The 16,425-nt window shown below is 63.4% G+C and carries 12 protein-coding genes; 8 read left to right on the top strand and 4 right to left on the bottom strand.

Features of this window, described 5'->3' with window-relative positions; genetic code table 11:
- Nucleotides 1–133: 133 nt before the first annotated feature.
- Nucleotides 134–2,290, top strand: a complete 2,157-nt coding sequence (locus AC5RU9_RS09905) for an amylo-alpha-1,6-glucosidase (RefSeq protein ID WP_211713837.1) — start codon at nucleotides 134–136, stop codon at nucleotides 2,288–2,290.
- Between the two features lie 122 nt (nucleotides 2,291–2,412).
- Here the strand turns inward: AC5RU9_RS09905 and AC5RU9_RS09900 are convergent, their stop codons facing one another.
- Both AC5RU9_RS09900 and AC5RU9_RS09895 read right to left on the bottom strand, forming a co-directional pair.
- A complete protein-coding gene (locus AC5RU9_RS09900) occupies nucleotides 2,413–3,840 on the bottom strand; it encodes a ferredoxin reductase (protein ID WP_494016294.1) in 1,428 nt (475 codons plus the stop codon).
- Complete coding sequence (locus AC5RU9_RS09895; RefSeq protein ID WP_211713839.1) at nucleotides 3,837–5,141, bottom strand: aromatic ring-hydroxylating oxygenase subunit alpha; 1,305 nt, start codon at nucleotides 5,139–5,141, stop codon at nucleotides 3,837–3,839. Before AC5RU9_RS09895 ends, AC5RU9_RS09900 begins: the two co-directional genes overlap by 4 nt.
- Before the next feature lie 169 nt (nucleotides 5,142–5,310).
- Between AC5RU9_RS09895 and AC5RU9_RS09890 the strand changes: the two genes are divergently transcribed.
- On the top strand, nucleotides 5,311–6,243 hold the full coding sequence (locus AC5RU9_RS09890) for a LysR family transcriptional regulator (protein ID WP_211713840.1): 933 nt from the start codon (nucleotides 5,311–5,313) through the stop codon (nucleotides 6,241–6,243).
- Nucleotides 6,244–6,265: 22 nt separating this feature from the next.
- Here AC5RU9_RS09890 and AC5RU9_RS09885 read toward each other — a convergent pair whose 3' ends face one another.
- Together AC5RU9_RS09885 and AC5RU9_RS09880 are read right to left on the bottom strand one after the other, a co-directional pair.
- Nucleotides 6,266–6,490, bottom strand: coding sequence for a hypothetical protein (locus AC5RU9_RS09885; RefSeq protein WP_211713841.1), 225 nt, complete (start codon nucleotides 6,488–6,490; stop codon nucleotides 6,266–6,268).
- 295 nt (nucleotides 6,491–6,785) lie between these two features.
- Nucleotides 6,786–7,466 (bottom strand): GntR family transcriptional regulator, encoded by a 681-nt coding sequence (locus tag AC5RU9_RS09880; RefSeq protein WP_494016293.1) that lies wholly within the window; start codon nucleotides 7,464–7,466, stop codon nucleotides 6,786–6,788.
- Between the two features lie 131 nt (nucleotides 7,467–7,597).
- On the opposite strand from AC5RU9_RS09880, the gene purU reads away from it, so the two are divergent.
- The 6 genes from purU (at nucleotide 7,598) to fdhA (ending at nucleotide 16,368) form a co-directional block, all read left to right on the top strand.
- Complete coding sequence (gene purU / locus AC5RU9_RS09875; protein ID WP_211713843.1) at nucleotides 7,598–8,515, top strand: formyltetrahydrofolate deformylase; 918 nt, start codon at nucleotides 7,598–7,600, stop codon at nucleotides 8,513–8,515.
- A 49-nt stretch (nucleotides 8,516–8,564) separates the two neighbouring features.
- The gene (locus tag AC5RU9_RS09870; protein WP_494016292.1) at nucleotides 8,565–11,057 is read left to right on the top strand and encodes a GcvT family protein; all 2,493 of its coding nucleotides are present in this window, start codon (nucleotides 8,565–8,567) and stop codon (nucleotides 11,055–11,057) included.
- Between the two features lie 102 nt (nucleotides 11,058–11,159).
- The gene (locus AC5RU9_RS09865) at nucleotides 11,160–11,786 is read left to right on the top strand and encodes a cyclodeaminase/cyclohydrolase family protein (protein ID WP_494016291.1); all 627 of its coding nucleotides are present in this window, start codon (nucleotides 11,160–11,162) and stop codon (nucleotides 11,784–11,786) included.
- Nucleotides 11,783–12,667 carry a bifunctional 5,10-methylenetetrahydrofolate dehydrogenase/5,10-methenyltetrahydrofolate cyclohydrolase gene (locus AC5RU9_RS09860; RefSeq protein ID WP_494016290.1) on the top strand — a complete coding sequence of 295 codons (885 nt, stop codon included), beginning with the start codon at nucleotides 11,783–11,785 and terminating at the stop codon, nucleotides 12,665–12,667. The genes AC5RU9_RS09865 and AC5RU9_RS09860 overlap by 4 nt, the downstream gene beginning before the upstream one ends.
- Before the next feature lie 10 nt (nucleotides 12,668–12,677).
- On the top strand, nucleotides 12,678–15,008 hold the full coding sequence (locus tag AC5RU9_RS09855; protein ID WP_494016289.1) for an FdhF/YdeP family oxidoreductase: 2,331 nt from the start codon (nucleotides 12,678–12,680) through the stop codon (nucleotides 15,006–15,008).
- Nucleotides 15,009–15,150: 142 nt separating this feature from the next.
- Entirely contained in the window at nucleotides 15,151–16,368 is a 1,218-nt protein-coding gene (gene fdhA, locus AC5RU9_RS09850) for a formaldehyde dehydrogenase, glutathione-independent (RefSeq protein WP_494016288.1), read from the top strand.
- Nucleotides 16,369–16,425 lie beyond the last annotated feature (57 nt).

The raw sequence follows: 16,425 nt of genomic DNA, 5'->3' as shown, positions 1-16,425 counted from the left end.
GCGTTGAGAGGTCATAAAGAGCGGCCGGGATCTGGCGCCGCCCCTCGCGTCGGCGTAGCGTCGACTTCATCTCCACAAGCGGCCGGACAGGCGGCAGCGGCGGCAGCTCAAGCGGATCGGTAAGGAGCGTCTCGTGGCTGGATGGAACGCTGACACAGCAGCCGGACCGCTTGGTGCCGGGACACTGACCTTGGTGGAAGGCTCGTCTTTCTGCATCTCCTCCGCCAACGGCGACATCCATCCTGAATTGCCCCACGGCGTCTTCCATTTGGACACTCGGATCCTGTCCAAATGGGAGCTCACTGTCAACGGACAAGTCATCGAACCCTTGGCGGCAGAAACCAGGGAACCGTACCGGGCGTCGTTTGTCGGGAGGGTTCCCCGTCCGGATGGGCACGCCGACAGCCCCTTGCTGGTGGAGCGGCTTCGGGAAGTCGGTAACGGAATCCGCGAAGAAATCACCGTCCGGAATTACTCAAACCAAGCGACGCAATGCCGCATCCTGCTTTCTGCCGAATCGGATTTCGCCGATCTTTTCGAAGTCAAGGAAGCCCGGATTACGCGGCAATGGACCGAAACCCACCTGCCTGACGGCGATTCCCTGGAAATCCGCGGAAAATGGGAGGAAATCCGGAAAAGTGTGGTGATCCGGGCCGATGGCGCCGGTGCAGGTGCCAGGGCATTGGGTTTCACGGCCAAAATTCCCGCGTTCGGGAGTTGGAGTACGCGTGCCAGCGTGGTGCCAAAGCAACAAAGCGCCGGGGCCGCTTTCACCCATCAGGATCCGGTCGGGCTCTCGCCCAGCGATCAGCGCAGGCAGGATTGGGTAGCCCGGATCCCCGTCGTGCAGCTCAGCAACCGGTCAATCGAAGACACCCTCCGCCGCAGCTACGAGGACCTCGGCGCGCTCCGCATCCAGGATCCGGACCACCCCGAAAGGGTGGTGGTGGCCGCCGGCGCCCCGTGGTTCATGACGCTGTTCGGCCGGGACTCCCTGTGGGCGTCCGAGATGGCCCTCCCCGTAGACCCCTCCCTGGCCTTGGGCACCCTCCGAACGTTGGCCGACCGCCAGGGCACGGTGGTGGATCCGGCCACCGAAGAAGAACCCGGGAAGATCCTGCACGAGGTCCGGCTAGGGGTCTCCGGGGGCCTGGCCTTGGGCGGCAAATCCGCTTATTACGGGAGCGTGGACGCAACACCGCTGTTTGTGGTGGTCCTTGGCTCGGTGAGCCGCTGGGGTTTCGGCAAAGACGCGATCTCGGGCCTGCTCCCCCACGCGGACCGTGCCCTGGAGTGGATCCGGACCTACGGCGACCGGGACGGCGACGGGTTCGTGGAGTACGGGCGGCCCAACGAGCACGGACTCATCAACCAGGGCTGGAAAGACTCGTGGGACGGCATCAATTTTGCGGACGGCACCCTGGCTGAACCGCCCCTGGCGCTGTGCGAGGTCCAGGCGTACGTGCATGGCGCCTATGTGGCGCGCGCCTGGATGGCGTACGACGACGGCGACCTCACCTTGGCGGAAAGCCTGCGGGAACGCGCGGAGGACCTTAAGAAGCGGTTCAACGAACAGTTCTGGATGCCCGACAAGGGCTACTACGCTGTGGCACTCGACCGCGACAAGCGCCCCGTGGACGCTTGTGCTTCCAATATGGGCCACTGCCTGTGGTTCGGTTTGATTGACGACGACAAGGCCCCCGCCGTGGTGGAGCGGCTGATGTCCCCCGAAATGTTCAGCGGATGGGGTGTCCGAACGCTCGCCAAAGACATGGGCGCCTACAACCCCGCCAGCTATCACAACGGCTCCGTATGGCCGCATGACAATGCGTTGATCGTGTCCGGGCTGCTCCGCTATGGCTTCGTGGAGGAAGCCCAACGGATAGCAACCGCCATGCTGGAAGCCGCCGAGATCTCAGGCGACCGCTTACCCGAGCTCTTCTGCGGATTCGACCGCACTCAATTCCGGGAGCCCGTCCCTTATCCGACGGCCTGCTCGCCGCAGGCATGGGCCGCCACCACGCCCATCCATCTGGTCATGAGCCTGCTGCGCTACGACACCCACATCTCACTGGGCGGCATCTGGCTGGACCCGGTGCTGCCGCCGTCGTTCGGGGACCTGCACATCCGCAACGCGCCCATGGGCAGCGCGCGGATCACCATTGACGCGGCAGGCACGCAAGCCACGGTCAAGGGCATTCCCGAAGGCCTCACAGTCCATCACGGGCAACGGCCGTGGATGACCGACCTTGTTGAGCGGGCGCATCACCGGACTCCCGACAAAACCTAGGCACGGAAGTCTGTTACTGGATGGCTGCCTTGAGTTCCTTCGCTGCCAGTTCCGGAAGCTGGACGTCCGGTCCCGCACTGAGGCCATTGCTCTGGCCCACAGTGCGGGACTTCCGGTAACAGCTAGGCGTCGATCACCATATCGGTGCGTGCCGTGGAGCAGCAGGGCAGGAACTTGCCGGCGTCGATTTCCCGCGACCGGATTCCGCCCTGGTGGTTCATTTCGACCTCGCCTGACAGCTTGACCACCTTGCACGAACCGCACATTCCTTCCTTGCAGTTGGCACCTATCCTGACACCCGCGCGCTGGGCCGGCCCGAGGATATGTTCGCTCGGGTCGATGCGCACATTGATGCCGGTCCGCATGAAGGACAGGGTGAGGCTTCCGGTTCCAACGGTCTCGAAGCTCGAAGCATCAGGTGCTGCAGCCTCGGGCGCGGTCGCCGCGCCGTCCCCGGTCCCGCCGTCATTCGCTTCGGAAGCCGAGGCTCCGGCGTCGACGGTTTCCAGGGTGAGCCCGGACGCTTCCAGTGTCCCTTCCGCGTCGTAGCCGGGCTCGTAGAGACCGAACGCGGCTGGCTGGCTTTCAAAGTAATCCTCGGCAGAATCGGCGATCTCGTCCGCGATTTCCTCGGCAATGTCGGCCGCGATGGCCAATTCTGCCTGGTACTCCAGGAGCGTTTGGCGGTCGCCGGTGAAGAACTCCATGTAGATGGACGTGTCGTCGACGCCCACCTTCTTCAGGAGCTCCGTGGCTGTATTCAGGTAGCCCTCCGGACCACAGGCATAGACCTGCCTGCCGTTGGCATCAGGGGCCACCTCGTCGAGCATGACCGCCGTCAGCCGTCCGCTGAACCCTTCCCATCCCTCCGGCTTGCTGCGGTCGCCCAAGGAGTAGAAGACCTTGACGCGGGAATCCACGTAGGCGATGTACGCCAGCTCCCGGTGAAACGCGAAGCCTCCGGCCTCAGCTCCGTGGTACAGCACCACAACGTCGGCGTGGCCGGGCAGGGAATGGATGGTCCGGACCATGGACATGATGGGGGTGATGCCTGCGCCGGCCGCCAGCAGCAGGTAGCGGGCGCGCCGGTCGGCGTCGGGCAGGTGGAAGGCTCCCACGGGACCGAGCATCTCCAGCACCGTGCCGGGCTTGACGTTCTCATGCACCCACGGCGAAACCAGACCCCCGGCGTCGCGCTTGACGCTGATGCTGAAAGTCCACGGCTCGGTGGGGGAACTGGACAACGAGTAGCTGCGGTCCACCGGCTCCTGGTCCTCGCCGTTCACTGGGAATGCGATGTTGACGTACTGTCCGGCACGGAACGCCAAGGGCGCACCATCGCAGCGCCGGAAGACGAAGGTCATGAGGCCGCCCGCTTCGGGAACAGTCTCCACGCATTCAGCCATGAACTCCTGGGGATGCCACGGGCCCAGCGCACGGGCCGCACGGGCTGGCGCCTCAGCGCTGCCCATGACCCTGTTCCACGGCATTTCAAGACCGCGTATACGCTGTGGTTCCTGGATTGCCGTCTCAGTGAGGAGTTCGGTCATGCCAGGTGCTCCTGAACGCGCTGCACGTACCAGTTGATGAAGGCCTCCACCTGGTATTCGCTCTTCATGTACGGGCCGGGCTCGTAGGCGGGGCTGCCGGCGCCCTTCTGGCAGAGCTCCACGAACGCCTTGTCCTGCAGGTTCGTCTGCTTCCAGGTGTACGTGAGTTTGTCCAGATCGTAGTCGACGCCTTCTACGGCGTCGTCGGCCACCAGCCACGTAGTGCGGACAAGGCTCTGGTGTTCGTTGATGGGGAAGACTCCGAAGGTGATCACGTGGTCACCGAGGAAATGGAACCAGCTGTTGGGCTGCAGGTGCATCGAACAGCGGCCAAGGCGGAAGTCCCGCAAGTCGCCGAGCAGTTTCTTGGAGAGCCTCCGGCCATCGGCCGAGAACGATTCGCCTTCACCGTCCAGCGATTCGCGTGAGATGCGGATTCCCGCGATGCGCGTGTCCAGCTCTTCGACCACTTCATAGGGAAGGCCGTAGCGGCGGCAGCGCTCTTCCAGCGAGGACTGTGCTTCCTTGTTGCGGTCCCACACTTCCTCGAGGTGCGCCGGGATCAGGCCCTCAGTGAGGCCCCAGGTGGGGAAGAGGGAGCAGGCAAGTTCCGGGTGCCCATCACAGTGGTAGCACTCACGGTTGTTCTCCATGACGAGCTTCCAGTTGCCCTCTTCGATGATGTTCTGCTGGTAGGCAATCTTCGTCTTGGACAGATCGTGGGGCGCGAGGTACGGCTCGAAGATCTTGGAGGTCTCGTCGAAGTCGGTGGGCGGCTCGTCGGCGATGCAGACAAAGATGAGGCCGGCGACCTCACGGCTGTGGGCCCGCTTGAGGGCGAAGCAGTTCTTGTCGAACTTGGCCTCACCGGGTGCCGAAGCGTGGATCAGGTTGCCCTCGGGCGAGTACGTCCAGGAGTGGTAGCCGCACACCAGGTTTCCCGTGGAGCCGGTGGATTCGGTCAGGACGCGGGCGCCGCGGTGGCGGCACACGTTGTGCAGGACGTTGACGCCGCCGTCGTCGTTGCGCAGCACGATCAGGGAGTAGGGGCCGTAGTCCACCGTGATGTAGTCGCCGGGTTCCGGCAGTTCGGCAACGCTTCCGGCAAAGATCCAGTGCTGGCCGAAGATGGCTTCCATGTCGATTTTGAAGATCGTGGAGTCCGTGTAGAACGGGGCGTCCAGGGAATACCCGGGGCGGCGGAACTCGAACAACTCCGTAATTTCAGCGAGCTGCTCGGCGGGCAATGTGGCGGCGAGTTTTCCGCGTGCTTTGAGGGGTGAGTTCACTGGAGCAGTCATGGGGTTCCTCCCGGGAGGCTGGGTGAGTACGTGTTTTGGGGATGCCGCAGGTGCTTCTTTGCGCCCGGCGTTTTCGAAGTCTTCGTAGTAAGAGATTAGGGACGATCGACCTGCAACAAAAGCGCAACATTTAGGAGATAACTCTGCACATTAGGTGCATGATGGGTGCATGATCGATCCACGGCTGATTACCCTCCGGGTGTTTGCCCGCTGCGGCACCGTCGGGGCAACCGCGGAACTCACCGGCTACTCCCCCTCCGCAGTTTCCGCCCAGCTGCGCGAGCTCCAACGCATGCTGGGGATGCAACTGCTCACCAAGGATGGCCGGGGCGTGCGCCTGACGGCTACTGGCCGCTTCCTCGTCTCCGGTTCAGACACTCTGATTGCGGATTGGGAGAACCTGCGGGCCGCTGCCATGAAGGCCGGCGACCAGGTCCAGTCCCACTTTGGCCTCGGCGGATTTTCGACGGCGGCAGCCCAGTTACTCGCGCCGCTGGCCGCTACGCTCCGCACAACTCGGCCCCTCCTGGAAGTGCAGGTACTGGAGGCCAACCCCTCACGCTGCTTCGATTTGCTGGTTGCCGAGCGAATCGATCTCGCAGTCATTGTTGCCATGCAGTCCGACACATACGGGGAGGACGATCCGCGTTTCGAGCAAACCGTCCTGCTGGACGATCCCCTGGACGTCATCATTCCCGCCGACCACCCACTGGCGACCCGTGCAACAGTGACACTCGAAGAGCTGGCATCCGAACCATGGATCACCGAGGCGGCCGGCTCCACCTACCATTCCCTGTTCACGGCGGCGTTCACCGCCGTCGGAGTCACACCGCGGATAGCCCATGAGGCCGTGGAATGGGAGACCCAGATCGCCTTCGTGGGAGCAGGGCTGGGCGTCGGCCTGTTGCCGCGGCTCGCACCACTGCACGGTGCCGAAAACGTGGTCCGACTACGCATTACGGGCAAGGGCAAGCCTGCACGCCGCATCGTCGCTGCGGTGCGGAGGGGAAGCATGGCCTCGCCCCTCATCAAGGAGTCACTGGACATCCTCCAGAAGACGGCGCAGCGCATCCTCACGGCCCGGCCCGAGGATGAGGCCTGAGCCTGGCACGTTCGCTGTAGGGCTAGGCCCACACCTCGTACCCGGTGGACTGATCAAAAAGCTTCCGCCGATCGGCTCCGTGCGCTGCGATCCAAAGGACGGAGTCATCCGCCGCCGCCTGTTCCACCACGCCGGTCATTACGCGGTCACCCTCGAGCCACACTTCCACCACATGTCCCGTCAGCTGGGCCCAGTCCTTGCGCAAGGCTCGCCCGTCCACCGTCCTGGCCTGCGTCGTCTGCGGCATCCCACTCACCAGCCGCGCTCGACGAAGCGGTGGGACTGCAGGATCTCGCCGACGTTGATGCCGGCCATCGCGCTGCCCGTGAAGGGAATGTGTTCAGAAAGAGGGTGTCGTGTAGTCATGTGATACTCCGGGGAATTGGGGGGATTCCATCACAAGCACCGGCTGGACGCTGGGTAACAGCCAGCCGACCCCTGATATACGGATGATATATTAGAAGAAAGATCCAGTATGCAAGGCCGTTAGCGCCGCGTCAACCGTCCTCACGGGAGCTGTCGCGTCAACGGAACTACTGCCCCTATGCCGCGAACAACGCCTGACGGACGGCTCGCTCAAACCCGTTGACATGGACCCTGGCGAGCTCGGCGGCTTCATCTTCGTTGCCGTCGATAACTGCCTTCAGGAGGTCCAGATGCTCGCGGACGTGATGTTCCAGGTCTGGCAAGCGGTCCAGCACCATGCACCAGATACGCGTCGCCAGGTTGTCGTAACGGATCAGAATGTCTTCCAGGTGCGGGTTCGCAGCCGCTGCGTAAATGCCCTGGTGAACGCTTGCGTCGAGCCGTAGCGTCTCCACTACCGAGGCGGCGCTGACATCAAAGTTCTCCACAGCCCGCATCACGCTCCGCAGCTGCTCCCTGGTGGCGGCCGAGGCGACGCGTGCGGCACGGGCTGCGGCAAGGGGCTCCAATTGAGCCCGGATTTCGGAGATGAAGGCCAGGTCGGTCACCTCCACACGGGTGGCGAACGTTCCCCGCCGCGGGTAGGTAATCACCAGGCGGTCCAGCTCCAACCGCTTCAGGGCTTCCCGAACGGGAGTGCGCCCTACTTCCAGTTCCTTGGCGAGTTGCTCGTCGTTGAGGATGTCCCCCGGTTTGATCTCAAGCATCAGGAGTCGATCACGCAGCCGTTCATAGGCCACGCCAGCCAGCGATTTCCTGGTGGCGTCGCCGATGCTTGCAAGAGTTCCAGTAGCCAACGAGCCAACTCCTTTATCAAGAACGGGAAATCTATTGACCTGCCCTGGACACCAGTATACGCTGATTTCCAATCCTAATATATCAGTTCACGTCCCAAGAATATATCTAGGCAAACATCCCAGGAGGACACATGACCCTCGTAGCTTCAGACCCCCACCTCAGCACTCTTCCGGCTGAACGCGGCCAGCTCAAGGACGAGCAGGCGCAGAAGTTCGTACTCACACTGTCGTGCGTAGAACAACCCGGCATCGTGCAGGCAGTCACCACCTTCCTCTTCGACCGAGGCTTCAATATCGAAGAACACCAGCAGTTTGACGACAGCCTCCGCCAGACCCTGCACCTCCGCACGGCCTTCTCCGGCGCCAAGAACTACACACCGGAACAGCTTGAAGACGAGTTCCGCTCCATCGCGGACCGCTTCGACATGAAGTTCAGCTTCCACGGCGAAACCAAGCAGCGGGTCCTGGTGATGGTCTCCAAGTTTGGCCACTGCCTCAACGACCTCATCTTCCGCTGGCGCGGGGGCAGCCTTGGCGGCGAGCTGGTGGCAGTGGTCTCCAACCACGAGACCCACCGCGCCATGGCCGAGGCAGCGGGCCTGCCCTTCATCCACGTTCCCGTCACCGCGGACACCAAGGCCGAAGCGGAGCAGAGGCTCCTGGATCTGGTGGACGAATACGAGGCCGACCTCGTGGTCCTGGCACGCTACATGCAAGTCCTCTCCGACGATCTGTGCCGCAAGCTCGAAGGCCGGGCCATCAACATCCACCACTCCTTCCTGCCCGGCTTCAAGGGTGCCCGCCCCTACCACCAGGCTTATGACCGCGGAGTGAAGCAGGTGGGTGCAACAGCCCACTACGTCACTGCGGAACTGGACGAGGGCCCGATCATCGAGCAGGAAGTCATCCGCGTCGACCACAGCTACGGTCCCAATGCCCTTGCCACCGTGGGCCAGGATGCCGAAGCCCTTGCGCTTTCCCGTGCCGTCCGCTGGCACTGCGAACACCGCGTCCTCCTGGACCAGACCAGCACGATCGTCTTCCGCTAACCAGCCCGCCCCAGCCCCAGACCCACGAACTTCAGCAGGAGAATTCTTCATGGCAACCACGCCTCGCATTGTCATCATCGGAGCCGGGATCGTCGGCACCAACCTCGCCGACGAACTCGTCACCCGTGGTTGGAACAACATCACCGTCCTGGACCAGGGACCACTGAACATGCCTGGCGGGTCCACCTCGCACGCACCGGGCCTGGTCTTCCAGACAAACCCCTCCAAGTCCATGGCTCTCTTCGCCAAGTACACGGTGGAAAAGCTCCTGTCCCTCACGGAGGACGGCCAAAGCTGCTTCAACCAGGTAGGCGGCCTTGAAGTTGCCACCACCGAAACCCGCTTGGCGGACCTCAAGCGCAAGCTCGGCTATGCGCAGGCGTGGGGCATTGATGGCCAGATCCTCTCCCGGGAAGAGTGCAAGGAGCTGTACCCGCTCATCAACGAGGAAGACATCCTAGGCGGACTACACGTCCCCAGCGATGGCTTGGCCCTTGCCGCCCGCGCAGTCCAGTTGCTCATCAAGCGCACTGAGGCCGCAGGCGTCACCTACCTGGGCAACACCACCGTCACCGGAATCGAGCAGGAGGACCGCCGCGTTACGGGTGTCCAGACCGCGGACGGCGTCATCCCCGCCGACATCGTGGTTTCCTGCGCCGGTTTCTGGGGCGCCAAGATCGGCGAAATGATCGGCATGGCCGTGCCGCTCCTGCCGCTGGCACACCAGTACGTCAAGACCACTCCGGTGCCGGCCCAGAAGGGTAAGAACCCGCAGCCCAACGGTGCTTCACTGCCCATCCTGCGCCACCAGGACCAGGACCTTTACTACCGCGAGCACGGCGAGCGCTACGGCATCGGCTCCTACGCACACCGCCCCATGCCGGTGGACCTGGATGAGCTCGGCGACTACGAGCCCAGCAGCATCAGCGAACACAACATGCCGTCACGCCTGGACTTCACGCTCGAAGACTTCCTCCCCGCGTGGGAAGCAACCAAGCAAATCCTTCCGGCATTGCGCGAGAGCGAAATCGAGGATGGCTTCAACGGCATCTTCTCCTTCACCCCGGACGGCGGCTCCCTGGTGGGCGAGTCCAAGGAAGTGGATGGTTTCTTCGTTGCCGAGGCCGTCTGGGTCACCCACTCCGCCGGCATCGCCCGCGCGGTGGCAGAGCTCCTGGTAGACGGAAAATCGAAGATTGATCTTGGCGATTGCGACATCCACCGCTTCGAAGAGGTCCAGCTCACGCCGGAGTACGTCAGCGAGACGTCCCAGCAGAACTTCGTGGAAATCTACGATGTCATGCACCCGCTCCAGCCCAAGCTCTCCCCCCGCAACCTCCGCGTCAGCCCCTTCCATGCCCGCCACAAGCAGCTCGGCGGCTACTTCCTGGAAGGCGCCGGCTGGGAACGCCCGTACTGGTTCGAGGCCAACGCGGAACTGCTGAAGGAAATGCCGGACGAGTGGCAGCCACCTGCACGTGACGCCTGGTCCGGGATGTTCAGCTCCCCCATCGCTGCAGCGGAAGCCTGGAAGACCCGCACGGCAGTTGCCATGTACGACATGACGCCGCTGAAGCGCCTGGAAGTTTCCGGCCCCGGAGCCCTCAAGCTCCTGCAGGAACTGACCACCGGCGACCTCGCCAAGAAGCCCGGTGCCGTCACCTACACCCTGCTCCTGGACGAAGCCGGCGGTATCCGAAGCGACATCACGGTTGCCCGCCTGGATGAGGAGACCTTCCAGCTGGGTGCCAACGGCAACATCGACACCGCCTACTTTGAGCGCGCGGCCCGTCACCAGACCAAGAACGGAAGCGCCAGCGACTGGGTCCAGGTCCGCGACACCACGGGCGGAACCTGCTGCATCGGCCTGTGGGGTCCGTTGGCCCGGGACCTGATGAGCAACGCCAGCAGTGACGACTTCACCAACGACGGCCTGAAGTACTTCCGCGCCAAGAAGGTCACCATCGGCGGCGTCACTGTTACGGCCATGCGCCTTTCCTACGTGGGTGAACTCGGCTGGGAGCTTTACACCAGTGCGGACAACGGCCAGCGCCTCTGGGATGCGCTCTGGAAGGCTGGCCAGCCATTCGGTGTCATTGCCGCAGGCCGTGCCGCGTTCAGCTCGCTGCGCCTCGAAAAGGGCTACCGCTCGTGGGGAAGCGACATGACCACCGAGCACGACCCCTACGAATCCGGCCTGGGCTTCGCCGTGAAGATGACCAAGGAGAACTTCATCGGCAAGGCCGCACTCGAAGGACGCACCGAGGAAGGCTCCGCCCGCCGCTTGCGCTGCTTGACGGTCGACGACGGCAGGAGCCTGGTGTTGGGCAAGGAACCGGTGTTCTACAAGGACCAGGCCGTTGGTTACGTCACCAGCGCCGCTTACGGCTACACGGTCCGGAAGCCGATTGCCTACGCGTACCTGCCAGCCGCAGTGTCCCTTGGTGACTCCGTGGAAATCGAATACTTCGGACGCCGCATCCAGGCGACCGTCACCGAAGATCCGCTGTACGACCCCACCATGAGCAGGCTCCGCGGCTAAGGCGCGGCGCCCCAGTCGGCCAGCGGCCCGGACCCAACCCATCGCAACCAGGTCCGGGCCGCTGCCATTCCCATGCTTCTCCACCTCAGCCCAGGAAGACTCATGATCAGTTCAGAAACCATCACCGGCTACCTCGCGAGGCTCGCTTCACGCCAGCCCACCCCGGGAGGGGGCGCTGCCGCAGCAGTTCACGCTGCCCAAGGTGCGGCGCTGGTGGGAATGGTGGCCAGGTACACCACCGGTCCGAAATACGAGCAGTACGCCGATCACGTCGCCCGCATCACCACCGAGGCGGACCAATTGGTGGTTGAAGCGTTGCGCCTCGCCGACGCCGACGAGCATGCTTTCCAAGGCGTCATCGACTCCTACAAGCTCCCCTCGGGTACGGACGAACTCAAAGCTGCACGCACGGCGGCCATCCAGGACGCGTTGGTCCAAGCCGCCCAAACTCCCGCGCAGCTCATCAAGCTTGCCGAAAACGTAGTGGACCTTGCCGCCGAGCTCTTTGACGTGGCAAATCCCAATGTCATCAGCGACATCGCCGCAGCAGCGGATGCCGCCCGCGCTGCGGCCACCACGGCCCGCGTCAATATAGACATCAACGTAGTTGCCATCAAGGATGGCGCTGCCCGGTCCCGCTTGGCTGAACAGACCGACGGACTCGAGGACAAGGTGGTCCTCGCGGCCGATTCCCTGACGAAGCGCGTCCGCGAAAGGATCCTCGCTTGAACACCTCAGTACTGTCCGGCAAGAGGCTCGCCGGCCTCATCCAGCAGCGGGCACAGGACGAAGCCCGCCTCCTTGGGGCCAGTGGCCTCCGACCCGTCCTGGCCGTGGTGGTGGCAACAGAGGTCGAGTCCACACATTGGTATGTCCGTTCCATCGAGCGTTCAGCCGAACGCGCAGGAATCGACTGCCGGATCGTCGACCTTGGACACGACGCCACCGAAGAAGCACTCGCCGGGGTGTTGAGGGACCTGAGCGCTGAACCTTCCGTCAACGGCATCATCCTCCAGACGCCGCTGCCTGCCAGCGTCCGGGCTGACGCGCTGGTGGGCCTCATAGCTTCGGATAAGGACATCGACGGCGCCAATCCACTCAGTCTCGGACGCCTGGCTGTCGGCCAGCCCGCGTTCGCTCCGGCCACGGCGCGCGCCGTTGTTGAACTTTTGGACCACTACGAGGTTCCCGTCGCTGGAAGAAGCGTGGCCGTCGTCGGGCGTTCCGCCGTAGTGGGCAAGCCGCTGTCCCTGCTGCTCCTCGAACGGGACGCGACCGTCACCATCTGCCACTCCAAATCCGGACCGCTGGAACGCTACACCCGGCCAGCCGACGTCGTGGTTGTAGCCGCCGGACGGACCGGGTTGCTGAAGGGCAGCCATGTGACGCCGGAGGCGGTGGTGATCGACGTCGGCACCAATGTCCTGCCCGACGGTTCCCTTGTAGGGGATGTTGACGAGGCCAGCGTCACCGGCGTTGCCGCCGGGTTGAGTCCGGTTCCGGGCGGCGTCGGATCAGTGACCACTGCGCTCCTGCTGCTGCACACCGTGGAAGCCGCGCGGCAGCAGTCCCGGACCACTCTGCTCACTGCTTCCACTTCCCGGATCTGAAGGGGTTTCCATGCATTCCAAAGCTCCACGCGAGAACATTGACGAGTCAAAGCTGACAGTCACCAAACCCAAGACCAAGGCTGTGGGCATCCCCGCCGTGGCCAATGCCCTGAAGATCTCGCTGGAACAGATGGGTCCGGTCCGCAGCGTCCAGACCTTGTTGGCGGTCAACCAGCTCGATGGATTCGACTGCATGGGATGCGCCTGGCCCGAACACGAAAAGCGCAACGCGGCCGAATTCTGCGAGAACGGCGCCAAGGCCGTCGCCGAGGAAGCCACCCGACGCCGGGTCACTCCCGAATTCTTCGCGCAGCACTCGGTGGCTGAGCTGAAAACCCGCGATGACTTCTGGCTGGGCCAGCAGGGCCGGCTCACCCATCCCATGTTCCTTGATGAGGGCGCCACCCACTACCGTCCCATCGGGTGGGACGAAGCCTACGACCTCATGGCCGAGGAGCTTCGAGGCATGGACCATCCGGACCAAGCCGTGTTTTATACCTCCGGCAGGACCTCGAACGAGGCAGCTTTCGTGTACCAGCTCCTGGTGCGGGGCCTGGGCACCAACAACCTCCCTGACTGTTCCAACATGTGCCACGAATCCTCCGGTTCAGCCCTTGTCGAAACGATTGGCATCGGGAAGGGCTCCGTCAGCCTGACAGACCTGGAAACGGCGTCACTGATCTTCGTCGCGGGCCAGAATCCCGGCACCAACCACCCCCGCATGCTCAGTGCCCTGGAAAAGGCCAAGAAGAACGGCGCGGTGATCGTGTCCGTCAATCCCCTCCCTGAAGCCGGGCTCCTGCACTTCGAGAATCCGCAGCACGTCGCCGGGATGGTGGTAGGAACGCAGCTGACGGACGATTTCCTGCAGATCCGCGCCGGCGGAGACCAGGCCCTCTTCCAGGGCCTGGGCAAATACCTGCTGGAGGCCGAAGCGGCCGGGCGGAAAACTCCGGGAATGCAAACCGTCCTGGACCACGAATTCATCACCAACCACACCGTGGGAATCGACGACTACCTGCGCTACCTGGAGAAAGTGGAGTGGGAGGACATTGTGGAGGCAACCGGCCTCACGTTGGAACAGATCCATTCCACCGGGGAACGGCTGCTCGCCTCAAATGCCACGATCGTGTGCTGGGCCATGGGCCTTACGCAACACAAACACTCCGTTCCTACCCTGCGCGACGTAGTCAACGTCCTGCTCCTCCAAGGCAACATCGGCAAACCCGGGGCAGGTGTTTGCCCGGTGCGTGGCCACTCCAACGTCCAGGGCGACCGCACCATGGGAATTTTCGAAAAGATGCCGGAGGCGTTCCACGACCGGCTGGACCACGAATTCGAATTCCGCTCCCCCAGGGAAAACGGCTACGACACCGTGGCAGCGATCCGGGCCATGCGTGACGGCAAGGTACGGGTTTTCATGGGAATGGGCGGGAACTTCGTCCGGGCGGCCCCCGACTCGGATGTCACCGAACAAGCACTGGCCAACACACGGTTGAGCATCCAGATCTCCACCAAGCTGAACCACTCCCACCTGTCCACGGGACAACGGGCACTGATCCTGCCCACCCTTGGACGGACCGAGAAGGACACCCAGCTGACCGGCGACCAACGCGTCACCGTGGAGGACTCCATGAGCGCGGTCCACGCATCGCGGGGACGGCTCAAGCCGGCCAGTGAGCACCTGCATTCCGAAGTGGCAATCGTCTGCAACCTCGCCCACAGGCTTTTCACCGATGACAGCGTGCGCAGGCCCAACACCCCCAGGGCAGCCTGGCTGTCCATGCGGGACGACTACACCCTCATCCGCCAGCACATCGAGGCAGTCTTTGACGGTTTCAAGGATTTCGAAGACCGCATCCAGCATCCCGGAGGTTTTGTCCTTCCGCACCCGCCGCGCGACGCCAGGAAGTTCGACACCGTGTCCGGAAAGGCGCACTTCACGGGTAACGAACTGGAATACATCAAGATCCCGGCCGGCCGGCTGGTACTTCAGACCCTCCGTTCACACGACCAGTACAACACCACCATCTACGGCAAGGATGACCGCTACCGCGGCATTCACGGCGGCAGACGCGTGGTCCTGATCAACGCCGACGACATCCACGAACTCGGTTTCGCGGACGGGGACGTGGTCAACCTGGTGTCCGAGTTCCAGGGCACCGACCGGGTCGCGGAGAACTTCAGAATCCTTGCCTACTCCACCCCTAAAGGCTGCGCGGCGGCCTACTACCCCGAAACCAACGTCCTTGTACCGCTGGACTCCGTGGCAGACACCAGCGGAACGCCGACATCCAAGTCCGTGATCATCAGGCTGGAACGGCCCACCGCCAGCGCCTAAGCCAAGAAAGACAGCTGATCAGTTGCCCGTAAAAGGTGCTTCGATGCCTGAAACCTGGGGAGGTATTTCCTCATCGGAGCACCGCTTTCGGGCAACTGGCCAGCCCCACATTTCCGCACCACCAAACACCCTAAGGAGTGTCATGTCAGGAAACAGAGCAGTCGCCTACAAGGAACCCGGTGTCGTAGAAATCATCAATACCGAGTACCCCACGTTCGAACTCAAGGACGGGCCAGGGGTCAATCCGGCCAACGTCGGCCGAAAGGTACCCCACGGCGTCATCCTGCGCACCGTGACCACCAACATCTGCGGCTCGGACCAGCACATGGTCCGAGGCCGCACCACCGCGCCGAAAGACCTGGTCCTTGGCCACGAAATTACGGGCGAAGTGGTGGAGGTGGGTCCCGACGTCGAGTTCATCAAGGTGGGCGACATCGTCTCGGTGCCGTTCAACATTTCCTGTGGCCGCTGCCGGAACTGCAAGGAACAAAAGACCGGGATCTGCCTCAACGTCAACCCGGACCGCCCCGGCAGCGCCTACGGCTACGTGGACATGGGTGGCTGGGTGGGTGGACAGGCCGAGTTCGTACTGGTCCCCTACGCTGACTGGAACCTGCTGCGCTTCCCCGACCGTGACCAGGCCCTGGAAAAGATCATGGACCTCACCATGCTCTCGGACATTTTCCCCACCGGCTTCCACGGTGCCGTCACTGCCGGCGTGGGCGTCGGTTCCACTGTGTACGTCGCCGGGGCCGGACCCGTGGGAATCGCCGCCGCCGTCGGCGCGCAACTGCTGGGGGCCGCCGTCGTCATTGTGGGTGACATGAACGAAGACCGCCTCGCACAAGCGCGCTCCTTCGGCTGCGAAACCGTCAACGTATCGAAGGGCGACCCCAAAGACCAGATGGAACAGCTCCTCGGCGTGCCGGAAGTGGACTGCGGCGTGGATGCCGTGGGCTTCGAGGCCCGCGGACACGGCAAGGACGCATCGCATGAGGCACCGGCCACCGTGCTGAACTCGCTGATGGACATCACGGCGGCCGGAGGGTCATTGGGCATCCCCGGCCTCTACGTCACGGGCGATCCGGGCGGAATCGATGAGGCAGCCAAGCACGGTTCGCTCTCGCTGTCCCTGGGCACCGGTTGGGCCAAGTCCCTGTCCTTCACCACCGGGCAATGCCCTGTCATGAAGTACAACCGTCAACTCATGATGGCCATCCTTCATGACAAGGTCCAGATCGCCAAGGCCGTCAACGCTACGGCCATCCCGCTCGAGGACGCGCCACGCGGCTACGCCGAATTCGACGCCGGAGCGGCAACAAAGTTCGTACTCAACCCCAACGGCTACGTGAAGAACTAAGTACCCCGAGGATAAGTACGCACTCAACGGATGCCGGGGACGGCGCGGCAGTAATTA

The organism is Arthrobacter sp. B0316-5-4 (assembly GCF_059090325.1).
The sequence above is the reverse complement of the archived record's forward strand: the minus strand, read 5'-3'. Positions and strand labels throughout refer to the sequence as shown.